This is a genomic window from Bacteroidota bacterium, from assembly GCA_021300195.1.
Lineage (GTDB): Bacteria > Bacteroidota > Bacteroidia > J057 > JAJTIE01 > JAJTIE01.
This window is the reverse complement of the sequence record JAJTIE010000010.1, coordinates 20,012-38,700: the sequence shown is the minus strand read 5'-3', so window position 1 is coordinate 38,700 and position 18,689 is coordinate 20,012. Positions and strand designations below refer to the sequence as shown.

Below are 18,689 nucleotides of genomic sequence, written 5' to 3'. Positions count from 1 at the left end.
CCGTGCCAAAGTATATGGCCAGTTGAAATTATTTTGCCAGCCAGGCCAGAATGAGCCTGCGAAATACCCAGAAAGCCTCCAGGCCATAGGCCTCGGGCCGGTCGTATACGTCGTGGTAGTGGGGCGGGCCACCCTGGGTGTAAAAGAAAAGGGCTGGCACGCCCCGCTGGGTAAAGGGGTAATGGTCGCTGTTGGGGCGGTTTTCGCGCGCCAGCAGGGGGTGTATCAGGCCCAGTGAGTCGTTCAGCCGGCTCAGTGGCGCATATATCTGTGGGTAGGTTTTGCCCGCCACGGTCATTACCCCCCGGTCTCCATTGCCCATCAGGTCCATGTTTAGCACCATGCGGGTGCTGCCCAGCGGCCACCGGGGATGGGCTACGTAGTGGCGGCTGCCCACCAGGGCCACTTCCTCGGCCCCAAAGGCGATGAAGAGGGTGGAGTAGGGTAGATCGGCCCCCACGGCTGTGGCGGCCTGTGCCAGGCTGAGCAGCATGGCCGTGCCACTTGCGTTGTCATTGGCCCCGCGAAAGATGGCGCAGCCATGCTGCCCCAGGTGGTCGTAGTGCGCACTGAGCACAATTGCCGTATCGGGCTGGCGGGTACCCCGCACCCAGCCCACCACATTGTAGGCCGTTTCGGTGCGCAGCTCGGCCTGCTGGCCATAGGCCACCCAGGCCCGCCCTAGCCCATGCAGCCGGCCTGCAGCCACCTGGTAGGCCGGGAAGGGCAGCTGCTGCTGGCCATAGGCTGCGGTCAGCTTTTTTTCCTCCAGCAGCACGGCGGCGGGCAGCTGGCCATAGCTGCGCACCAGGGCCAGCACCTTGCTTTGGGGGTCTGGCTCCGGGCTGCTGGCGGTGTCGGGCCACCCCTGGCGTATCAGCCACACCCGCCCGGCTAGTGCCCGGGCAGGCACCATGGCCGGGTGGCCAGTGCCCAGGTCTAGCAGGCGGGCGCGCCCCTGGCCAGGCCCGCTGTAGCCGTTGGAGATAAAGTCTTCGCCATAGGTCAGCACCCGCCGGCCCAGCTTTAGCTCGGCAGGGCCCAGCACATTCACCTCTAGCGGAAAGGCCTGTAGGTAGCTACTATCTGGCCCTAGCGGCAGCAGCCCCAGCAGCCGAAACTGCTGCACCAGGTAGTGGGCGGCTATTCGGTGCCCCTGGTGCTGGTAGCCCCGCCCGGCCATGGCCGTACTGGCCAGGGTGTCTATCCACCCACGGGCCTGCTGAAGCACCCGCAGCGAGTCTAGCACCGGTGCCACCAGCTGGGGCTGGTATGCTGCCTTGTACACAGCTGCACGAACATCCAGGGGCGCTACACCCAGCCCGCTGCCCGCCTGTGCCACCCCGCAGTAGGGTAGGGCGCTGGCCAGCAGCAGCAGCCCGTGCAGTACCCGCCGGCGGGTGCCAGGTAAACATGTAGGGGCGTAGCGTAGGGTCATGCTGGTTGGGTTGCTAGTGCGCAGCCGGGGGGGGATGTTTCCAGCCCGGCAAATGTTGGCTGAAAATGCGAAAAATATCCGGTATCATCCACGCCCAGCTGAGCGAAGTAGCCCCAGGGGTGCAGGTACGCAGGCCGCTGCCTGCCCCTGGCCTGCGCCATGCCGACCCTTTCCTGCTGCTAGACCACTTTGGCCCCGAGGTGCCCCGGCAGCCCAACCGCATCCCGCGGCACCCGCACAAGGGTTTCCAGCCCATTACCCTCGTCTTTGAGGGGGCCATTCGCCACACCGATAGCCTGGGGAACGACACCACCGTGCACGATGGCGGCACCCAGTGGGTAAATGCCGCCGGTGGCATCTGGCATGCAGAGGAGATAGGCCCAAGCCGGGAAACAGGCCGCATACACGGGGTGCAGCTGTGGGTGAACCTGCCCGCTGCCAACAAGCAAGACCCACCCGAATATAGTGCCTACCAGCGTGCCGATGTGCCGGAGCAAAGCACTGCCGACTACACCCTGCGCCTGCTGGCTGGCCAGCTGAATGGCCTGGACGGCCCAGCGCCCGTAAAGACCCCCGTGGTAATAGCCCACCTGCTGGCCCGGCCCCACGCACAGATAGCCCTGAGCCTGCCCGACGGCTACACGGCCCAACTGTACGTGCTGGAGGGCAGGGTGCAGAGTGCGGGCGAAAGCCTGGAGGCCTATGACCTGGCCCTGTATGCGGATGAAGCCGCCCAGGTGGAGATCCGCGCCGAAACAGACTGCCAGTTGCTCTTCCTGGCCGGACGCCCCATACAGGAGCCCATTGCCAGTTATGGCCCTTTTGTGATGAACACGTTTCAGGAAATAGAAGAGGCCCTGCGGCAATTCTCCTAAGGCGTATACGGACGCACGCTCTGCCTGCGGCTAGCCCCGGGCGGGATTGCCCCCCACTGCTGCATATCTGGCATAAATGCCCGCAGGTTTTTTGTTGAAAGCCGGGCAGCCGTTTGTTTGTTTGAATTGATCCGGGCCAGATTGCAAGCTGGGCCGCTGACCCCTAATTTTACGAGATGCAATACGTATCGCTGCACAACCACACCGACTACAGCATGCTGGACGGGGCCGGCAAAATAAAAAAGCTGGTAAAAAAAGCCTGCGCCTGTGGCATGCCCGCCCTGGGCATCAGCGACCACGGCAATATGTACGGCGTGCCCGATTTTGTGCTGGCCTGCCGGGCCGAAGGCATCAAGCCCATTGTGGGCAGCGAGTTTTACCTGGCTGCCAAGAGCCTGCATGAGCCCAAGCACACCAAGCATAACCCCAATGGCAACTACACCTACCACCAGATCCTGTTTGCCAAAGACGAAACAGGCTACCACAACCTGTGCAAGCTGAGCAGCCTGGGCTTTACAGAGGGCTATAACTACAACCCCCGCATAGACCGAGAACTACTGGCGCGGCACCACCAGGGGCTGATAGCCACCACCTGCTGCCTGGCCAGCGAGATAAACCAGACCCTGCTGAACCAGGGCGAGGAGGCCGCAGAGGCGGTGTTTCGCTGGTACCTGGACCTATTTGGCAGCGACTATTACATAGAACTACAAGACCACGGCATACCCCAGCAGCACCAGTGCAATGCCGTGCTGAAAAAATGGGCCGCAAAGTACAACGTACCCATGCTGTGTACCAACGATGTACACTATGTGGAAAAGCAGGACGCCGAGGCCCACGACCTGCTGCTGGCCCTGCAGACCGGTAGCGACTACAACGACCCAAACCGATTCCGCTTTACCGTAAGTGATGACGACCGCAGCCTGAACCCCAACTTCTACCTGAAAGGGGCAGAAGAAATGGCCGCCCTCTTCCCCGATGTGCCCGAGGCACTGGAGAACACCCTGCGCCTGAGCGACAGCTGCAGCCTGAACCTGGACCTGGGCGGAAAGCTGCTGATGCCGGTGTACCAGATACCCCCGGAGTATGCCGATATGGATGCCTACCTGCGGCACCTAAGCCTGCTGGGTGCCCGCAAAAAGTACGGCGAGCTACGTACCGACATTGCCGACCGCATAGACACCGAGCTGGCCATCATCCAGAAGATGGGCTTTGCCGGCTACTTCCTCATCGTACAGGAGATAACCAACGAAGCCCGCAGGCGGGGGGTAATGGTAGGCCCCGGGCGGGGTAGTGCCGCAGGCAGTGTGGTGGCCTATGCCACTGGCATAATAGACGTAGACCCGCTGCAGTACCAGCTGCTATTCGAGCGCTTCCTGAACCCCGAGCGGGTAAGCCCGCCGGATATCGATATGGACTTTGACGACGAGGGCCGCCAGCAGGTTATCGACTTTGTGGTAGAAAAGTATGGCCAGCAGAGCGTGAGCCAGATCATCACCTACGGTACCATGGGGGCCAAGACCGCCCTGCGCGATGTGGGCCGCGTGCTGGGTGTGCCCCTGGCCGAGGTGAACAAGATAGCCAAGTACATACCCGAGCGCCCGGGCATCACCTTTGCCAAAGCGCTAACCCGCGAAGACAACCCCGACCACTATGGCCACCTGAAAGAAGCCCTGGAAAGCCCCGACCCCGCTGTGCAAAAGATGATGCGCTATGCCCTGACGCTGGAGGGAACCACACGCCAGACAGGCATACACGCTGCCGGGGTCATTATAGCGCCAGGCACCATCAGCGACTATGCGCCCGTGGCCATGAGCACGCGAGACAATGTGGTAACCACCCAGTACGAAGGCCCCATGGCCGAGGCCGCCGGACTGCTGAAAATGGACTTCCTGGGCCTGAAAACGCTCTCGATCATCAAAACAGCCTGTAGGCTGATAAAGGAGCGGCACGGAAAAGACATAGATGCAGACCACATCCCCCTGGATGATGCCAAAACCTACGAACTGTACCAGCAGGGAGACACCGTAGGCACCTTCCAGTTTGAGAGCGACGGCATGCGCAAGTACCTGCGCCAGCTGAAGCCCACCAACATCGAAGACCTGATAGCCATGAATGCCCTGTACCGACCGGGGCCAATGGACTACATACCTCTCTTCATAAATCGCAAAAATGGCATAGACCCCGTGGAGTATCCCCACCCGCGCCTGGAGCCTATCCTGAATATGACCTATGGCATTATGGTGTATCAGGAGCAGGTAATGCAGTGCGCCCAGGCCATGGCGGGCTATAGCCTGGGCCAGGCCGACCTGCTGCGCCGGGCCATGGGCAAGAAAAAAGCGGAGGTGATGGCCCAGGAGCGCACCAGCTTCATAGCAGGCTGTGCACAGCAGGGCACCGCCGATGCTGATAAAGCCGGAGAGGTGTTCGACATCATGGCCAAGTTTGCCGGCTATGGCTTCAACAAAAGCCACGCCGCGGCTTACTCCATCCTGGCTTTTCGTACCGCCTACCTGAAGGCCAATTATCCGGCTGAGTATATGGCAGCCATCCTGAGCCATAACCTGGATAATACTGACAAGATTACCTTCTTTATGGAAGAGTGCCGCCGGATGGGCATCCAGGTGCTACCCCCTAGTGTAAACCACAGCGTTATTCGCTTCAGCGTGCAGGATGATCAGACCATCCGTTTCGGCCTGGGTGCCATCAAGGGGGTGGGCGAGGGGCCCTGCGAGGCCATTGTAGAGGCCCGAAAGGAAGGCGGTGCCTATGCCTCGGTATTCGACCTGGCCGCGCGTGTAGACCCCAAGCGCCTGGGCGGACGCCGCGTGCTGGAGGCCCTGGCCATGGCCGGGGCGCTAGACTGCTTTTCGGGCGTGCACCGGGCCCAGTTTTTCAAGGCCAATGAGAAAGATGCCGAGATGAGCGGGGCCGAGTTGGTAGCCACCTATGGCAACCGCGTGCAGGCACAAAAGAGTAGTGCACAGACCAGCCTCTTTGGTGGTGGTAATGCCACTGGCACTGGCCTCCCCGAGGCTATGGAGCCTATCCTGCCACAGCGAGAGGCCTGGGGCACCATGGAGCAGCTCAACCGAGAAAAGGATGTCATCGGCTTCTACCTCAGCGGCCATCCGCTGGATAGCTTTCGCGCCGAGATCCTGGCAGCCAAGGCCACCGAGATAGCCACCCTGCCCGAGGAGGCCAATGGCGGAAAAGTGCTACTGGCGGGCATCATTACCGCCGCACGAGAGCGCACCAGCAAAAAGGGCAATACCTTCGGCTCCTTTGTGCTCGAGGACTTTAGCGGTAGCAGGGAGTTTACCGTCTTTGGCGATGCCTACGACAAGATAAAGGGTGCCCTAAGCATAAACAACTGCGTGCTGGTGGAGGCCCTGTGGGAAAGCCGCTACTACAACAGTGAAGAGTATGAGCTGAAAGTAAAAGACGTGAGCCGCCTGGAGGGCCTGCTGGAACGAAAGGTGAAGCTGCTGGAACTACAGCTGTCGCTCGAGCAAATCAATACCAGTTTCAGTATGCAACTAATTCAACTTTTTGAGAACTTTAAGGGGGATAAGCCTGTTGAGTTCGTTATATTTGACAGCGACATAAAAGGCCCCCTGCAGCTACACGCGCACCAGCTAAAAGTGCGGGCCAGTAGCGAGCTGCTGAATTCTCTGGATCATCTCAATATTCGTTATAATCTTAAGTAAAATGGGACAACACACTGTAGAATTGACCGACGCAAACTTCGAGGAACTTGTACTGAAGAGCGAAAAACCCGTTTTTGTAGACTTCTGGGCACAGTGGTGCGGCCCCTGCCTGGCAATAGCCCCCGCCCTGGAGGAGTTGGCCGATGAGTACAAGGGTACCGTGGTAATTGGCAAGCTGGACGTGGATGCGAATCCCGCCATCAGCCAGCATTTCCGCATTACTTCCATCCCGACCTTGATGCTGTTTAAGGGCGGCGAAATGATAGACAAACAGGTAGGCGCTGCGCCCAAGCCTGTGCTGAAAAAGAAGATAGAGGGCGCACTGGTATCCTAGCCTGGTTCCACCCCGCGAAACAATAGAGAGGCCTGGCGCATAGCCGGGCCTTTTTGTTTTCGCCCCGGGCTGGGCTGCTGGAAGATGGGGGATGGTAAAGCCCCGCCTACTACAGGTCGGTCCGGGCCTGTGCCCCAAACCGGGCCAGGTAGGCCTCCGGGCTTAGGGCCTGCGCCACGCTATAGGTGCCTATGGCGGTGCGCCGTAGGCCGCTCAGGTAGGCACCGGTGCCCAGGGCCTGCCCCAGGTCGTGCGCCAGGCTGCGTATATAGGTACCCTTGCTACACTGCACCTGCACCACTGCCACCGGCCCCGCCCAGTGGCTTAGCTCCAGGCTGTGTATGTGTATGGCTCGGGCTTTCAGCTCGGGTGTTTGGCCCGCACGGGCCAGCTCGTAGGCTCGTTTCCCCTTTACCTTCAGGGCCGAGAAGGCAGGGGGCATCTGTAGGATCGGTCCTACAAACGCTTGTAGGGCCTCTTTTACTTTTTCCTCAGTCAGGCCGGCGGGGTCTTGGCCGGGGGTTAGGCTGCCCTCCGCATCGTAGGTGTCTGTTGTAGCGCCAAAGGTGATTTCGGCGATGTAGGTTTTATCTGCGTCCTGTATTTCCTGTATGCGCTTGGTATAAGCCCCTGTGCACAGGATGAGGAGGCCTGTGGCTAGTGGGTCCAATGTTCCTGCATGCCCAATCTTTTTTACCTTCAGTCCATTGCGCAGCTTGGCCACTACGTCGAAACTGGTCCAGCCCGTGGGTTTGTCTATCAGGATGACTGCACCGGCGGCGTAGTCGGGTTTATCGGCTGTCCTGCTCATGTACCCCCCCCTAGCCTGCGAAGCCGAAATAGAGCGTGACAAGCCCTACCAGCAGGCAGTAGAGCGAAAAAGGCACTAGCCCCCCCCGCTGCACAATCCTCACCATCCAGCGGCAGGCTAGCAGGCCTACGAAGAAACTGGTAATAAAGCCAGTAAGCAGGGGTGCCCAGCCTAGTTTCAGCGTTTCGGCCCCGGTGGCTAGCTTTAGGCCATCCAGCCCCATTACCCCGAATATGGGGATGAGCACGATGAGAAAGCTGAAGCGTGCGGCTCGGTCTCGCCGTATGCCCAGCATGAGTGCAGTGCTGATGGTAGCGCCGCTGCGGCTAATGCCCGGCAGTACGGCTACGGCCTGCGCCAGGCCGATAATCCAGGCGCTGCGGCCCGTGACCTCTCCACCCCGGTCGCGGGCCCGGCTGGCAAAGAAGAGCAGGCCGGAGGTAACCAGCAGGCAGCTGCCTACCAGCAGCAGGTTGCCATTAAATAGGGCATCCACCGCATCCCGGGCCAGCAGGCCCAGCACCACCACCGGTACGGCCGCTATCAGCACAAACAGGAGGTACTGGAAACTCTCGCTCTTTCGGCTGTGGAAGGGTGCCAGCAGCAACTGCTTTACCCTATCCCAGAAGACGATGATTGTGCTAAGGGCGGTGCCGGCATGTGCCACTACGGTGAAGGTGGTGTCGTTGGCGTTCGATACATCCAGCCACACCTTGCCCAGCTCCAGGTGGCCAGAGCTGCTGACGGGCAGAAATTCGGTTAGTCCCTGCAGGATACCGAGCAGGAATGCCTCAAGTACGGACATAAATACCCTGGGTCTAGTTTTCTTGCTGCTCGTTCTGGCCCCTGCCTCCTATGCGTTTCCGGTGGCCGCGCAGGATGGCAAAGAGGATGTATACATAGCCCCCGATGGTAAAGAAGGGTGCTATGTACAGGGCTGTGCTGAATTCGGCCGCATCTGTAAAGGTGTCGTCGCTCATGAACAGGTAGCCAATGATGAGCAGGGCGATGCCAATGCCCAGGTGCACAAAGTTCTCGCGCACAAAGGGCATGTGCTGCATGGCGGGGCTCCGGTGGCCGCGTTTCTCTGTGTGGCCGGGGGTGGCTTTTTGTCCGATGGGGGTTTTCAGCACCTGGGGCTTTTTGCCATTCGTCTTTTTACTCATACAATTTCGTCCAGATTCTTGTTTAAGAAGCGATTTACGGCCACCGTGCTGCTAAACCATCCAAGTAGCACGCCCGCTAAAATAAGACAAAAATAGAGTGCGAATACCTCGGGCCGGTAAATAAGCACGGCTGCAGCCGGCATAAAGCTGGCTAGCCCCTGCAGCAGCACGAAAATGAGTGCGCTGGCCAGGGTGCCCGCCACCAGCCCCTGCAGCATGCCCGAGCGCAAAAATGGCGCGCGGATATAGCGCGAAGTGGCCCCTATCAGCTGCATGCTGCGTATCATCATGCGCTTGCTGTAAATGCCGAGCTGAACGGTATTCATGATGAGGAAAAACGCCACCACAATGAGGATCAGCCCTACGGTGCCCGCCAGTACCTGAAAGAGCGCCCGGTTTTCCACCACGTTTTTAATCATGGTGCGGGGGTAATACACGTCGTACACCTCGGGGGTTTGCACCAGTTTTTTGGTGATGGCCTCCATGTCGGCCTCATTCAGGTACTCCTTCTTTACATACAGCTCCACGGTGGCGGGCAGTGGGTTGTTCTCGCCCATTACCTCGGCCAGGTCGGCCTTGTCTTTGAAGCGCTGCAGGGCTTCCTCCTTGCTTACAAACTGTGCCCGCTCTGCATAGCTGGTTTTCATCAGCCGCTGGATGAAGTCATTTGCCTCGGCTTTTGTCATATTATCGCTCACCACCACCTTTACCACCAGGCTATTCGATGCAAAGTCTACCAGTACATTGGCTGCCAGTGCAATGAAAAAGAACAGCCCGACAAAAAACAGAATCAGGGTGTTATTCACCGTAGAGGAGATGACCGGGGTAGCATTCGGTTTCATAGCCCGCAAAGTTCGCCTTTTTTTCTCTTGCGGGCGCCCGTACCTATCGGGCAGATATAAACACAGCGGCAGGCGGATGCTTACTTCATCCACAGTCTAATTTTTTTCATTTTTTTGGAGTCAGGTATTTGCCTCAAACAAAATCCTGTCTACCTTTGTCCCTCCCAAGACGGTCCGGTAGTTCAGTTGGTTAGAATACATGCCTGTCACGCATGGGGTCGCGGGTTCGAGTCCCGTCCGGACCGCAACTGAAAGAAAGAAAGGCTATCCAAACGGATAGCCTTTTGCTTTATTGGATGCCCAGGTTTTGGATCAGGGGCCTCAGGATAGTACATCAAACTTTCGGCTCGCTATCAGCGCCCTTACAGCATCTTGCAGCGCGCCGGGTACCTGGTATTTGGGCTGGGTGTGGTACAGCGCGGCCAGGCTGGCCAGGCCCTCTACCTGCCTTACGGTTTCCTCCTGCGATAGTGCACCTACAAAGTTTAGTTTTCCGGGCTTTATTCTTTGGCTATCCAGGCCGGCCTGGATGCGCTTTTGGCAGCGGCATGCCCTGTCCGGATTTACAATGCCGCAGTTGTCTTGCATAAATCCCCGGATCCGCTCTCTTGCTACAGACAGTCGCTTCCTGAAGTTTTCCGGACGAGTATCCGTTACATAGGCCCCCTCTTCGCTGCCCAGTTCAAACAGCTCGCCCAGTAGATAGGCGATTCTCTGCTCGCGCGATAGGCACTGTAGTAGGGCCGTAGAGCACGATAGCTTGACCTCTAGCTCCAGCAGCGGCCCATCCGGCCCGGCGTACGCATCCTGGGCCGAGTCTTGCTGCAGGTAGGCCGAGAAGGCTTCGAAAGAGAAGCCGTTTTGTGCGGTTTTTCGACTTTCCTTGTAGTTGATCAGGTAGTTTTTCGCGATCCGCCAGGCCCAGGTCTTGAGCCTGCTTTTGTGCTCAAACGTGCTAAGCCGTGTTATCAGCCGGATAAGGATCTCCTGGGTGGCATCTTTTCCCTCCTCGGTGTCGAATAGGAAACGAATGGATAGATTGTACAGATCGGCCTGCAGGTAGACTACCACCTTTTCCACCGCCTCTTTGCTTCCCGCCACCGCCTGCCTAACCAGTGTTTGTTCCTCTTGTACGGTCATTTCGAAAAGAAATTTAGCACATCCTCGGTAAATTTAGTTTTTTCTTCCAGGTAGCAGTAGTGGCCCACGCCGGCATAGGTGGTAAGGTCCGCCTGGGGTAGTGCTGCCTGCATCCGCTGTGTGTGCTCAATCGGGAAAAAGGGGTCTTTTTCTCCCCAGATTAGCAGTACCGGAATGTCTGTCTTTCTGGCCTGCTGCTCTATGGGCATAAAATAGCCTTTCATGTCTCCCAGGGCAGTACCAAAAATGGTTTTGATGGCCTGGCGCTCCAGGGCAGTGTTCTTCACGGGATAGTGTTTGCCCTTTCGGGTGCCCATTTTGCGCATGGCGTTGTTTGAAAAGGCGGAAAACAAGAGTGCCCTGGCTGGCCCACCCACCAGGGGCTTGCTGGTTGCTTTCATCATCAGGTTCAGCGGGGGGGCGCTCAGGAGGTTGCCTGCGGTTAGCACCATTTTCTGTATCCGGTTGGGTATAAGGGCTCTAAGCGAGATAGCCACCGGCACGCCATAGTCATGGGCCAGCACGTACAGGTTTTCTACTTGCTCTTGCTCGAGCAGGTTTTTCAGTTTCTGGGCTTGGCTATCCACCCACAGCTGTTCGAAGCTAAGCCCCCTGGCTTCCTGCTTACCAAATCCGGCTAAGTCGGGCAGAAGGACGCGGTAGTGTGTGGATAGGGCCGCTGCTGTTTCTTCCCAGTCGCTGGCATTGCCCGGAAAGCCATGGATGATCAGGATAACCGGCTTGTTTGCCTGTGCCTGGCCCTGCGGGTGTGGCTGTGCCCAGGCAGCACCCAGGCCGCCAGCAATGAGTGTGGTGGTGAGAATCATTTTTTTCATGGATATTTTTTTAGGGTTATTATCCTGCTTAGACAGTCGCGCCAGGGGGATCGTGAATTTTGGGCGGATGTTTTTTGCTTTTTCTTCGGTGCACGCTGCTACACCTGGTCAAGGTGATCGTTACGCATCGGCTTGCCCCGAAACCTAACAATCGTTAGTTTCGTAGCTGATAACCTATCCAGCCCATGCCACAGTCTAGTCTCCAAGCCGTGTCTATCCCCCGCGAAACCCTCCTCCGCGCCTGGAAGCATATGAGCTATGTGCAGGAAATGGCGCGGGTGTATGACCAAAACCGGGCCGTGGCCCACTATGTGCACAGCACCAGCCGCGGGCACGAGGCCATCCAGCTAGCCTGTGCCTATCTGCTAGCGGCCCACGACTTTGTGTACCCCTACTATCGGGATGAGAGCATCCTGCTGGGCATAGGCAAAACCCCCTACGAGCTGATGCTACAGCTGCTGGCCAAGCGCGACGACCCCTTTAGCGGTGGGCGCACCTACTATGCGCACCCCAGCCTGCGCGATGCGGATCGGCCCAAAATACCCCACCAGAGCAGTGCTACGGGCATGCAGGCCATCCCTGCCACCGGTGCCGCCCATGGCATCAAGTACCTGGAGCAGCAGGGCGCTGCCAGCTGGGATGCTAGTACCCCCCCTGTGGTGGTGTGCAGCATAGGAGACGGGGCCATGACCGAGGGCGAGGTAAGTGAGGCCATGCAGATGGCCATCCTGCACCAGCTGCCCATCCTCTACCTGGTGCAAGACAACAACTGGGGCATAAGTGCCAGTGGCGACGAGATGCGGGCTATGGATGCCGTCCGTTTTGCGCAGGGCTTCCCGGGGCTGGAGACCCGCCGTGTAGACGGGGCAGACTTTGAGGCCAGCTACCAGCTGCTGGCCGAGGTGATTGGGCTGATCCGCAAAGAGCGGCGCCCCTTTTTGGTACAGGCCAATGTGCCCCTGCTGGGCCACCACACCAGCGGGGTGCGCAGTGAGTGGTACCGCGAGGCGGAGGAGTGGAGCGAGGCCGCGAGCCAAGACCCCTATCCCCGGTTTAGGCAGGCACTACTGGGCTCGGGTGTGCCTGTGGCCGAGCTGGACCAGCTGGCCGAAGAAGCCTTTGCCGAGGTGCGTGCCGCCTTTGAGAAAGCACGGGCCGCTGCCGAGCCAACAGAGCTTTTTACACACATCTACGCCCCCACACCCATCCACACGGAGAAGGGAACACGCGAGCCTGCCGGGGCCGAAAAGGTGGTGATGGTGGATGCCGCGCTGCACGCCATGCAGGAGATACTGGAGGATGTGCCCGAGAGCCTGCTATATGGCCAGGATGTGGGCCACCGGCTGGGTGGCGTTTTTCGCGAGGCTGCCACGCTAGCCCAGAAGTTTGGGCGAGACCGCGTGTTCAACACACCCATTCAGGAGGCCTACATCATAGGCTCCACCGTGGGGATGAGTGCTGTGGGTGCCAAGCCTGTGGTGGAGGTTCAGTTTATGGACTATATATGGCCTGGGCTGAACCAGCTGTTTGCCGAGCTGAGCCGCAGCTACTACCTGAGCAACGGAAAGTGGAATGCCCAGAGCCTGATACGCGTGCCACTGGGCGCCTATGGCAGTGGCGGGCCCTTTCACAGCAGCAGCCTAGAGAGCGTGATTGCCAACATCCGGGGGGTGAAGATTGCCTACCCCAGCAATGCGGCAGATATGAAGGGCCTCTTTAAGGCCGCATTTTACGATCCCAATCCCGTGGTGCTACTAGAGCACAAGGGCCTGTACTGGAGCAAGGTGCCTGGCACCAAGGCCGCCATGACCCCCGAGCCAGACCGAGACTATGTGGTGCCGCTGGGCAAGGGGCGGGTAGCCCAGGCTGCCGACCCCCAAAAGCTGGCGGAGGGGGATACCTGTGCTGTAGTAACCTGGGGAATGGGTGTGCACTGGGCCCTGAATGCGAGCCTGCAGTACCCGGGCCAGGTAGAGATCGTAGACCTACGCTCGCTGGAACCGCTAGACTGGCCGCTGATAACTGAGGTGGTGCTGCGGCATGGCAAGGTGATGGTGGTAACTGAAGAGCCAGCCCCCAACAGCTTTGCCGAAGCCCTTACGGGCCGTATTGCTACCCGGTTCTTTACCCGCCTGGATGCCCCTGTGCAGCTGGTAGGTAGCGAGAATACCCCCGCCATTCCGCTTAACTCGGGCTTGGAAGCCGCCTATCTGCCCAGTGCCGAAAAAGTAGCGGCCCGGCTGGGCGAGCTGTTGGCCTGGTAGGTATTTGCGCACTCAGGGGTTTGCCAGGCGTGTGGTGTTCTGCCCGAAAGGTGGGTGATACGTACGTACTAACGTACTACCTGTGCCTTCCTCGGAGGAGTATGGTGCTGTAACTGGCAGCTCCCGTGCACAGCGAATACCCACTCCTTATTCATGGAGTTGTTGATGAAATCAGGTTTCGATGAGCTGGAGACCAGGGTACTACCTGGGGGTTATTTGCAAAGGGCCAAACAACACAGAGTGAGCAGGCTCTTTATGCGAACCTGCTCACTGCTGAAAGTTCGGTACAAATCCCTTTTGAGGGGGGCTCTGCTGCTAGTGATCCCTAGCCCAGGTAAGCCTTCAGCATCTTGCTGCGGCTGGTGTGGCGCAGCCGGCGTATGGCTTTCTCCTTAATCTGGCGTACCCGTTCACGGGTTAGGTCAAACTTTTCGCCTATCTCTTCCAGGGTCAGGCTGTGCTCTACGCCGATACCAAAGTAGAGGCACACCACCTCTGCCTCGCGCTGGGTCAGGGTACTCAGGGCGCGCTCCACCTCTTGGCTCAGGCTTTCATTTATCAGGCCTTGGTCTGGTCTGGGCTCCTCGTCATTTTCCAGCACATCCAACAGGCGGTTTTCCTCACCTTGCACAAAAGGCGCATCCATGCTGATGTGGCGCCCGGCAATCTTCAGGGTATCGCTTACTTCGCTGGCACTCATGCCCTCTATCGCCTCGGCAATTTCGTGTGGGGCAGGCTCACGCTCATACTCCTGCTCCAGTTTGCTGAATGCTTTGCCAATCTTGTTCAGTGCACCTACCCGGTTCAGCGGCAGGCGCACAATGCGGCTCTGCTCGGCCAGGGCCTGCAGTATGCTCTGGCGGATCCACCACACTGCATAGGAAATAAACTTGAAGCCCCGGGTTTCATCAAAACGCTTGGCGGCCTTAATCAGGCCCAGGTTCCCTTCATTAATCAAATCGCCCAGAGAAAGACCCTGATTTTGGTACTGCTTGGCCACCGACACTACAAAGCGCAGGTTGGCCTTGGTTAGTTTTTCCAGGGCAGTTTGGTCTCCCTCTCTAATGCGGCGGGCAAGCTCTACCTCCTCATCGGGGGTCAAGAGCTCTACTTTTCCAATCTCCTGGAGATACTTGTCTAAAGATTGAGATTCCCGGTTGGTAATCTGCTTGCTAATCTTTAATTGTCTCATGCGGGTAGTGGGTATGTAATTAGAAGAAGTTTCTGGAAGAAGGTTGTAATGAGCCTTGCTTGCTTGCGTTTCAGGCTCTCCGCTGCTTTCCACCGGTGCTGGGCTTATAACTACGGCTATGTACGTATGTATAATCGGAAGGTTACGTTTCTGTGGAAAAAAGCGGTTTCATCGCCTATTTGAATCTATTGAAACAATGCTCGGAACCGGTTAGTGCCCTGCGGGTAACAAGCGCGCCACAATTTCGGCCCAGCTGCGCACCTGCCAGGTGGGGTGCTGGGGCATGTCGGCCAGGCCTACATCTCCATCCTTGCTAGCGGGGTCTTTGATGGTAATGCTGGCGCAGCCCAGGTTTTCGGCCAGCTTGGCATCCGTTTTTCGGTCGCCAACCACCCAGCTGCTGGCCAGGTCTACCTCATACTTCTTCAGCAGGGGCAGAATCATGCCCGTTCCGGGCTTCCGGTTGGGATGCTGTTCATGCGCATAGTGTCCATCTACACAAATTTCCAGAAAGGAAACCCCCTCGCTAGCCAGAATATCCAACATAAACTGGTTTGGCCCCTCAAAGTCTGAGTAAGGGAAGGCCTCAGTCCCCAACCCATCTTGATTGGTTACCAGTACCAGCTCATATCCGGCTGCACACAGGCGGGCCAGCGACCCGATAACCCCCGGCAGGAAGCTGATCTTATCCAGGCGGTTTACACAAAAGTCGTCTGGCTCGCGTATGATGGTACCATCTCGATCCAGGAACAGGATTTTTTTTGCCATACTCTTTATAGATCCCCCGTGTATCGGCTTGGGCTGGCAAATGTATAAATAAATTGCTGACTGGATGAATGCCCCAGGCACCCCGCTGTGGGTGCTCTATTTTTCGGATAGTTTCTACTTGGCTTCAGCTTCTGCCGCGCTACACTCGGCTAGTCTGCCAGGATGTAGTCGCGCGGGTCGATTTTGTTTCCGTATCGGATCACCTCATAGTGCAGGTGGGCGCCTACGGAATACCCCGTGTTGCCTACATAGCCGATCACGTCCTTGCGCTTTACTTTCTGGCCAGGCTTTACAGCCAGCTTGCTCATGTGGGCATACTTGGTTACATAGCCGTAGCCATGGTCTATCTCTACCTGGATGCCATAGCCGCCATCGGATCCACCGGCTTCTATCACAGTGCCTTCGGCTACGGCATGTATGGGTTCGCCGTACCGGGCATCCAGGTCCAGGCCTGGGTGAAAATGCACACCGCCGGAGATGGGGTCTCTGCGATAGCCAAATCCACTTAAAATACGGCCCTTCAGGGGGCGCAGGGTGGGCACTTTGCTTAGCTGATCCTGGTTGGCTGCACTAGCGGTAGCCAGCTCCCGGAAGCTTTGTTTCTGCAAGCTGAATTTGTGGTTCAGCTTTTGCTCCAGTATTAGGGTCTGGCGCAGATAGTTGGGCTTCCCCTCATAGATGGATTGTTCGGAGCCACCAAAACCGGCTTCCCACTCACTTGTAGTTATCTTAGGCAGGTTCAGGATGCTGCGGAAGTACGACTGATCGTTCTTGTGTATCTTTTCGATAGATAGATCCATCTTTTGCAGCTGCAGGCGCAGGTCCATCATTTGGTCTGCCAGCTGCTTATTCAGGTTGTCTGCCGCGCCTTTGCTTATGTCTCCCAGCACCCAGTAGTTAAGGGCAAGGAATAGCGCAGTGAGTACAGCTGCTCCGCCCATTGTCCAGCCCAGTTTATTTAGCTTTTGCTGTTTCGTAAGGATATGGGCTTCATACCGATACGTATCCGAGTTATAGATAAAATATTTGCGTGCCATCAGCGCTATTTAAGCCGGTTGTTTTCTGTTCGCTCTGCAAAGGTACACAAAGCCTGCGGGGCTGGCAGCATTACCCGACGGTAGTTTTGCTCCGGTTAACGATTTTTAACGCCTTATTCTTGTGCGTCAGGGCAGTTTTGGCAACCACCGGGGCCAGGGCGGCCTGCTATCCACCTGCATTGTGCCGGATCCCTAATAGCCCAGCAGGCTCTCCAGTTTTTCGCGCAGGCGTGCCTCGGGCAGGAACTGCTCCTCCAGGGCGGCGTGGAAGGGCACGGGGCTATCCAGGCTCCCCACCCGCATAATGGGGCCGTCTAGCTGCTCAAACAGGTCTTCGGCCACGCAGGCCGCCCATTCGGCTCCTATGCCGCCGGTTAGGGTGTCTTCATGCAGCATCAGCACCTTGCCAGTTTTGCGGATGGAGGCGTATACGGTTTCTCGATCCCAGGGTACCAGTGTGCGTAGGTCAATGATCTCCACATCGGCTTTCAGGGCTTCTACGGCTGCCTGTGCCCAGTGTACGCCCATGCCGTAGGTTACAATGGTCGCATCCTGCCCACTGCGCACCACGCGGGCCTGGCCCAGCGGCAGGGTGTAGTAGGCTGTGGGCACCGGGCCACTCAGGCTCCGGTACAGCTTTTTGTGCTCAAAGTACAGGGCGGGCCCCCCGTAGGCCAGGGCGCTGTTCAGCAGGCCCTTCGCATCGTAGGGGTTGCTGGGGTAGCAGATCACCAAACCGGGGGTGTGGAAAAACCAGGCTTCGTTGCTCTGGCTGTGGAATGGCCCGGCTGCCACCCCGGCACCGGTGGGCATGCGCACCACTAAACGGGGGGCGTGCCCCCAGCGGTAGTGGTTTTTGGCCAGGTTGTTCACGATCTGGTTGAACCCACAGCTTACAAAGTCGGCAAACTGCATCTCTACCATGGCCCGGTGCCCGGCCAGGCTGAGGCCAAAGGCTGCCCCCACTATGGCGCTTTCGCAGAGGGGGGTATTACGTACCCGTTCTTTTCCGAATGCTTCTGTAAAGCCGTCCGTAATCTTGAATACACCTCCATAGTCAGCTATATCCTGTCCCATCAGCACCAGCTCGGGGTGGCGCTCCATGCTCTGGCGCAGGCCTTCGCTTATGGCATCTACAAAGCGGCGCTCGGGTTCGGGCCCGGTGGGCTGTACCTCGGGCACATCTAGGGCAGGATACACGTCCCCCAGCTCGGCTGCCAGGTTCGGTGCCACGTCTGGGGCGGCCATGGCTTGCTTCCAGTTCAGGTTGATCTGGTCCCGGGTTTCCTTGCGGATGTCGGCTACATCCTGCTCGCTCAGTACCCCGGTTTCCAGCAGGTAGCCCTCGTAGTTCTGCACTGGGTCCTTCTGCGCCCACTCGTCCATGAGTGCCTGGGGTACGTATTTGGTACCGCTGGCCTCTTCGTGCCCACGCATGCGGAAGGTCATGGCCTCCAGCAAGATGGGCTTTCGTTCCACACGCATGCGGGCCACAAGCCTGCGCGCGGTGCGGTATACCTCCAGCAGGTTATTGCCATCTACCTGCACGGCCTCCATACCATAGCCTATGCCCTTGTCTATAAACTGTTTGCACCTAAACTGCTCGTGGCTGGGCGTGCTTAGCCCATAGCCATTGTTTTCTACCACAAACAGTACGGGCAGCTGCCACACGGCAGCGGTATTCAGTGCCTCGTGAAAGTCGCCCTCGCTGGCACCCCCGTCTCCGGAAAAAGCAACGGAGATGAAGTCCTGGCCCTGTAGGTTGCTGGCCAGGCTGGTGCCGTCGGCCACGCCCAGCATGGCACCCAGGTGAGAGATCATGCCAATGATGCGGTGCTGCTCGGTGCCAAAGTGGAAGGAGCGGTCTCGCCCCTTGGTAAACCCGCCGGGTTTTCCCTGCCACTGCTCAAATAGCTGCTGCAGGGGTACATTTCGGCTGGTGAATACGCCCAAGTTTCGGTGCAGGGGGTAGATGAAGTCTGCCGCATTCAGCGCCTGGGTTAGCCCCACAGACACGGCCTCCTGCCCGATGCCCGAAAACCATTTGCTGATCTTGTTTTGCCGTAGCAGGATCAGCATCTTCTCTTCAATCATCCGGGGGAGCAGAATGGCGCGATAGAGCTGAATTAGCTCTTCGTTTGAAAGGTCGCCACGCTGATAGTCAATAGACAGGAGAGAGCGGGTAGCCATAGTAGGTAAAACGAACGTACGGGGGGATAGATACGGGCGGGAGCGCTATGCATGCCTGCACAGGGGAGCTATAGCACGCTATGATGCAG

Annotated in this window: 15 protein-coding genes and 1 tRNA gene; 5 read left to right on the top strand and 11 right to left on the bottom strand. The window is 58.1% G+C overall.

Going from position 1 to position 18,689, the window contains the following annotated elements:
• Nucleotides 1–28: 28 nt before the first annotated feature.
• On the bottom strand, nt 29–1,438 hold the full coding sequence (locus LW884_03125; GenBank protein ID MCE3007323.1) for a M28 family peptidase: 1,410 nt from the start codon (nt 1,436–1,438) through the stop codon (nt 29–31).
• Nucleotides 1,439–1,503: 65 nt separating this feature from the next.
• Here LW884_03125 and LW884_03120 point away from each other — a divergent pair, with 65 nt between their 5' ends.
• The 3 genes from LW884_03120 (at nt 1,504) to trxA (ending at nt 6,354) form a co-directional block, all read left to right on the top strand.
• Nucleotides 1,504–2,313 carry a pirin family protein gene (locus LW884_03120; GenBank protein MCE3007322.1) on the top strand — a complete coding sequence of 270 codons (810 nt, stop codon included), beginning with the start codon at nt 1,504–1,506 and terminating at the stop codon, nt 2,311–2,313.
• Between the two features lie 176 nt (nt 2,314–2,489).
• Entirely contained in the window at nt 2,490–6,020 is a 3,531-nt protein-coding gene (dnaE, locus tag LW884_03115) for a DNA polymerase III subunit alpha (GenBank protein MCE3007321.1), read from the top strand.
• Nucleotide 6,021: 1 nt separating this feature from the next.
• Nucleotides 6,022–6,354 (top strand): thioredoxin, encoded by a 333-nt coding sequence (trxA, locus tag LW884_03110; GenBank protein ID MCE3007320.1) that lies wholly within the window; start codon nt 6,022–6,024, stop codon nt 6,352–6,354.
• A 109-nt stretch (nt 6,355–6,463) separates the two neighbouring features.
• On the opposite strand, the gene truB is transcribed toward trxA, so the two are convergent.
• From truB to LW884_03090, 4 genes are read right to left on the bottom strand one after another with little or no spacing between them, the layout of a single operon-like run.
• The gene (gene truB, locus LW884_03105; GenBank protein ID MCE3007319.1) at nt 6,464–7,165 is read right to left on the bottom strand and encodes a tRNA pseudouridine(55) synthase TruB; all 702 of its coding nucleotides are present in this window, start codon (nt 7,163–7,165) and stop codon (nt 6,464–6,466) included.
• Nucleotides 7,166–7,175: 10 nt separating this feature from the next.
• Nucleotides 7,176–7,970: an undecaprenyl-diphosphate phosphatase gene (locus tag LW884_03100; GenBank protein ID MCE3007318.1), complete on the bottom strand. Its 795-nt coding sequence runs from the start codon at nt 7,968–7,970 to the stop codon at nt 7,176–7,178.
• Nucleotides 7,971–7,983: 13 nt separating this feature from the next.
• Complete coding sequence (locus LW884_03095; protein MCE3007317.1) at nt 7,984–8,331, bottom strand: DUF3098 domain-containing protein; 348 nt, start codon at nt 8,329–8,331, stop codon at nt 7,984–7,986.
• A complete protein-coding gene (locus LW884_03090; GenBank protein MCE3007316.1) occupies nt 8,328–9,173 on the bottom strand; it encodes a permease-like cell division protein FtsX in 846 nt (281 codons plus the stop codon). The genes LW884_03095 and LW884_03090 overlap by 4 nt, the downstream gene beginning before the upstream one ends.
• A 171-nt stretch (nt 9,174–9,344) precedes the next feature.
• Here LW884_03090 and LW884_03085 point away from each other — a divergent pair.
• Nucleotides 9,345–9,418 (top strand) — tRNA-Asp (locus LW884_03085).
• A 76-nt stretch (nt 9,419–9,494) separates the two neighbouring features.
• Here LW884_03085 and LW884_03080 read toward each other — a convergent pair.
• Both LW884_03080 and LW884_03075 read right to left on the bottom strand, forming a co-directional pair.
• The gene (locus LW884_03080; protein MCE3007315.1) at nt 9,495–10,313 is read right to left on the bottom strand and encodes an RNA polymerase sigma factor; all 819 of its coding nucleotides are present in this window, start codon (nt 10,311–10,313) and stop codon (nt 9,495–9,497) included.
• A complete protein-coding gene (locus LW884_03075) occupies nt 10,310–11,149 on the bottom strand; it encodes an alpha/beta hydrolase (GenBank protein ID MCE3007314.1) in 840 nt (279 codons plus the stop codon). Before LW884_03075 ends, LW884_03080 begins: the two co-directional genes overlap by 4 nt.
• A 185-nt stretch (nt 11,150–11,334) precedes the next feature.
• Here LW884_03075 and LW884_03070 point away from each other — a divergent pair, with 185 nt between their 5' ends.
• On the top strand, nt 11,335–13,413 hold the full coding sequence (locus LW884_03070; GenBank protein MCE3007313.1) for a tungsten formylmethanofuran dehydrogenase: 2,079 nt from the start codon (nt 11,335–11,337) through the stop codon (nt 13,411–13,413).
• A 325-nt stretch (nt 13,414–13,738) separates the two neighbouring features.
• Here the strand turns inward: LW884_03070 and LW884_03065 are convergent, their stop codons facing one another.
• The 4 genes from LW884_03065 to LW884_03050 form a co-directional block, all read right to left on the bottom strand.
• Nucleotides 13,739–14,605 (bottom strand): RNA polymerase sigma factor RpoD/SigA, encoded by an 867-nt coding sequence (locus tag LW884_03065; GenBank protein MCE3007312.1) that lies wholly within the window; start codon nt 14,603–14,605, stop codon nt 13,739–13,741.
• A 210-nt stretch (nt 14,606–14,815) separates the two neighbouring features.
• On the bottom strand, nt 14,816–15,373 hold the full coding sequence (gene hisB, locus LW884_03060; GenBank protein ID MCE3007311.1) for a histidinol-phosphatase: 558 nt from the start codon (nt 15,371–15,373) through the stop codon (nt 14,816–14,818).
• A 149-nt stretch (nt 15,374–15,522) separates the two neighbouring features.
• Entirely contained in the window at nt 15,523–16,410 is an 888-nt protein-coding gene (locus tag LW884_03055; protein MCE3007310.1) for a M23 family metallopeptidase, read from the bottom strand.
• 192 nt (nt 16,411–16,602) lie between these two features.
• Entirely contained in the window at nt 16,603–18,600 is a 1,998-nt protein-coding gene (locus LW884_03050) for a dehydrogenase E1 component subunit alpha/beta (GenBank protein MCE3007309.1), read from the bottom strand.
• Between the last annotated feature and the right edge of the window lie 89 nt (nt 18,601–18,689).

What these genes read in the sequence shown, in the direction of transcription:
- LW884_03125 (MCE3007323.1), bottom strand. Translation starts at nt 1,438, where the DNA reads ATGACCCTACGCTACGCCCCTACATGTTTACCTGGCACCCGCCGGCGG.
- LW884_03120 (MCE3007322.1), top strand. Translation starts at nt 1,504, where the DNA reads ATGCGAAAAATATCCGGTATCATCCACGCCCAGCTGAGCGAAGTAGCC.
- dnaE (MCE3007321.1), top strand. Translation starts at nt 2,490, where the DNA reads ATGCAATACGTATCGCTGCACAACCACACCGACTACAGCATGCTGGAC.
- trxA (MCE3007320.1), top strand. Translation starts at nt 6,022, where the DNA reads ATGGGACAACACACTGTAGAATTGACCGACGCAAACTTCGAGGAACTT.
- truB (MCE3007319.1), bottom strand. Translation starts at nt 7,165, where the DNA reads ATGAGCAGGACAGCCGATAAACCCGACTACGCCGCCGGTGCAGTCATC.
- LW884_03100 (MCE3007318.1), bottom strand. Translation starts at nt 7,970, where the DNA reads ATGTCCGTACTTGAGGCATTCCTGCTCGGTATCCTGCAGGGACTAACC.
- LW884_03095 (MCE3007317.1), bottom strand. Translation starts at nt 8,331, where the DNA reads ATGAGTAAAAAGACGAATGGCAAAAAGCCCCAGGTGCTGAAAACCCCC.
- LW884_03090 (MCE3007316.1), bottom strand. Translation starts at nt 9,173, where the DNA reads ATGAAACCGAATGCTACCCCGGTCATCTCCTCTACGGTGAATAACACC.
- LW884_03080 (MCE3007315.1), bottom strand. Translation starts at nt 10,313, where the DNA reads ATGACCGTACAAGAGGAACAAACACTGGTTAGGCAGGCGGTGGCGGGA.
- LW884_03075 (MCE3007314.1), bottom strand. Translation starts at nt 11,149, where the DNA reads ATGAAAAAAATGATTCTCACCACCACACTCATTGCTGGCGGCCTGGGT.
- LW884_03070 (MCE3007313.1), top strand. Translation starts at nt 11,335, where the DNA reads ATGCCACAGTCTAGTCTCCAAGCCGTGTCTATCCCCCGCGAAACCCTC.
- LW884_03065 (MCE3007312.1), bottom strand. Translation starts at nt 14,605, where the DNA reads ATGAGACAATTAAAGATTAGCAAGCAGATTACCAACCGGGAATCTCAA.
- hisB (MCE3007311.1), bottom strand. Translation starts at nt 15,373, where the DNA reads ATGGCAAAAAAAATCCTGTTCCTGGATCGAGATGGTACCATCATACGC.
- LW884_03055 (MCE3007310.1), bottom strand. Translation starts at nt 16,410, where the DNA reads ATGGCACGCAAATATTTTATCTATAACTCGGATACGTATCGGTATGAA.
- LW884_03050 (MCE3007309.1), bottom strand. Translation starts at nt 18,600, where the DNA reads ATGGCTACCCGCTCTCTCCTGTCTATTGACTATCAGCGTGGCGACCTT.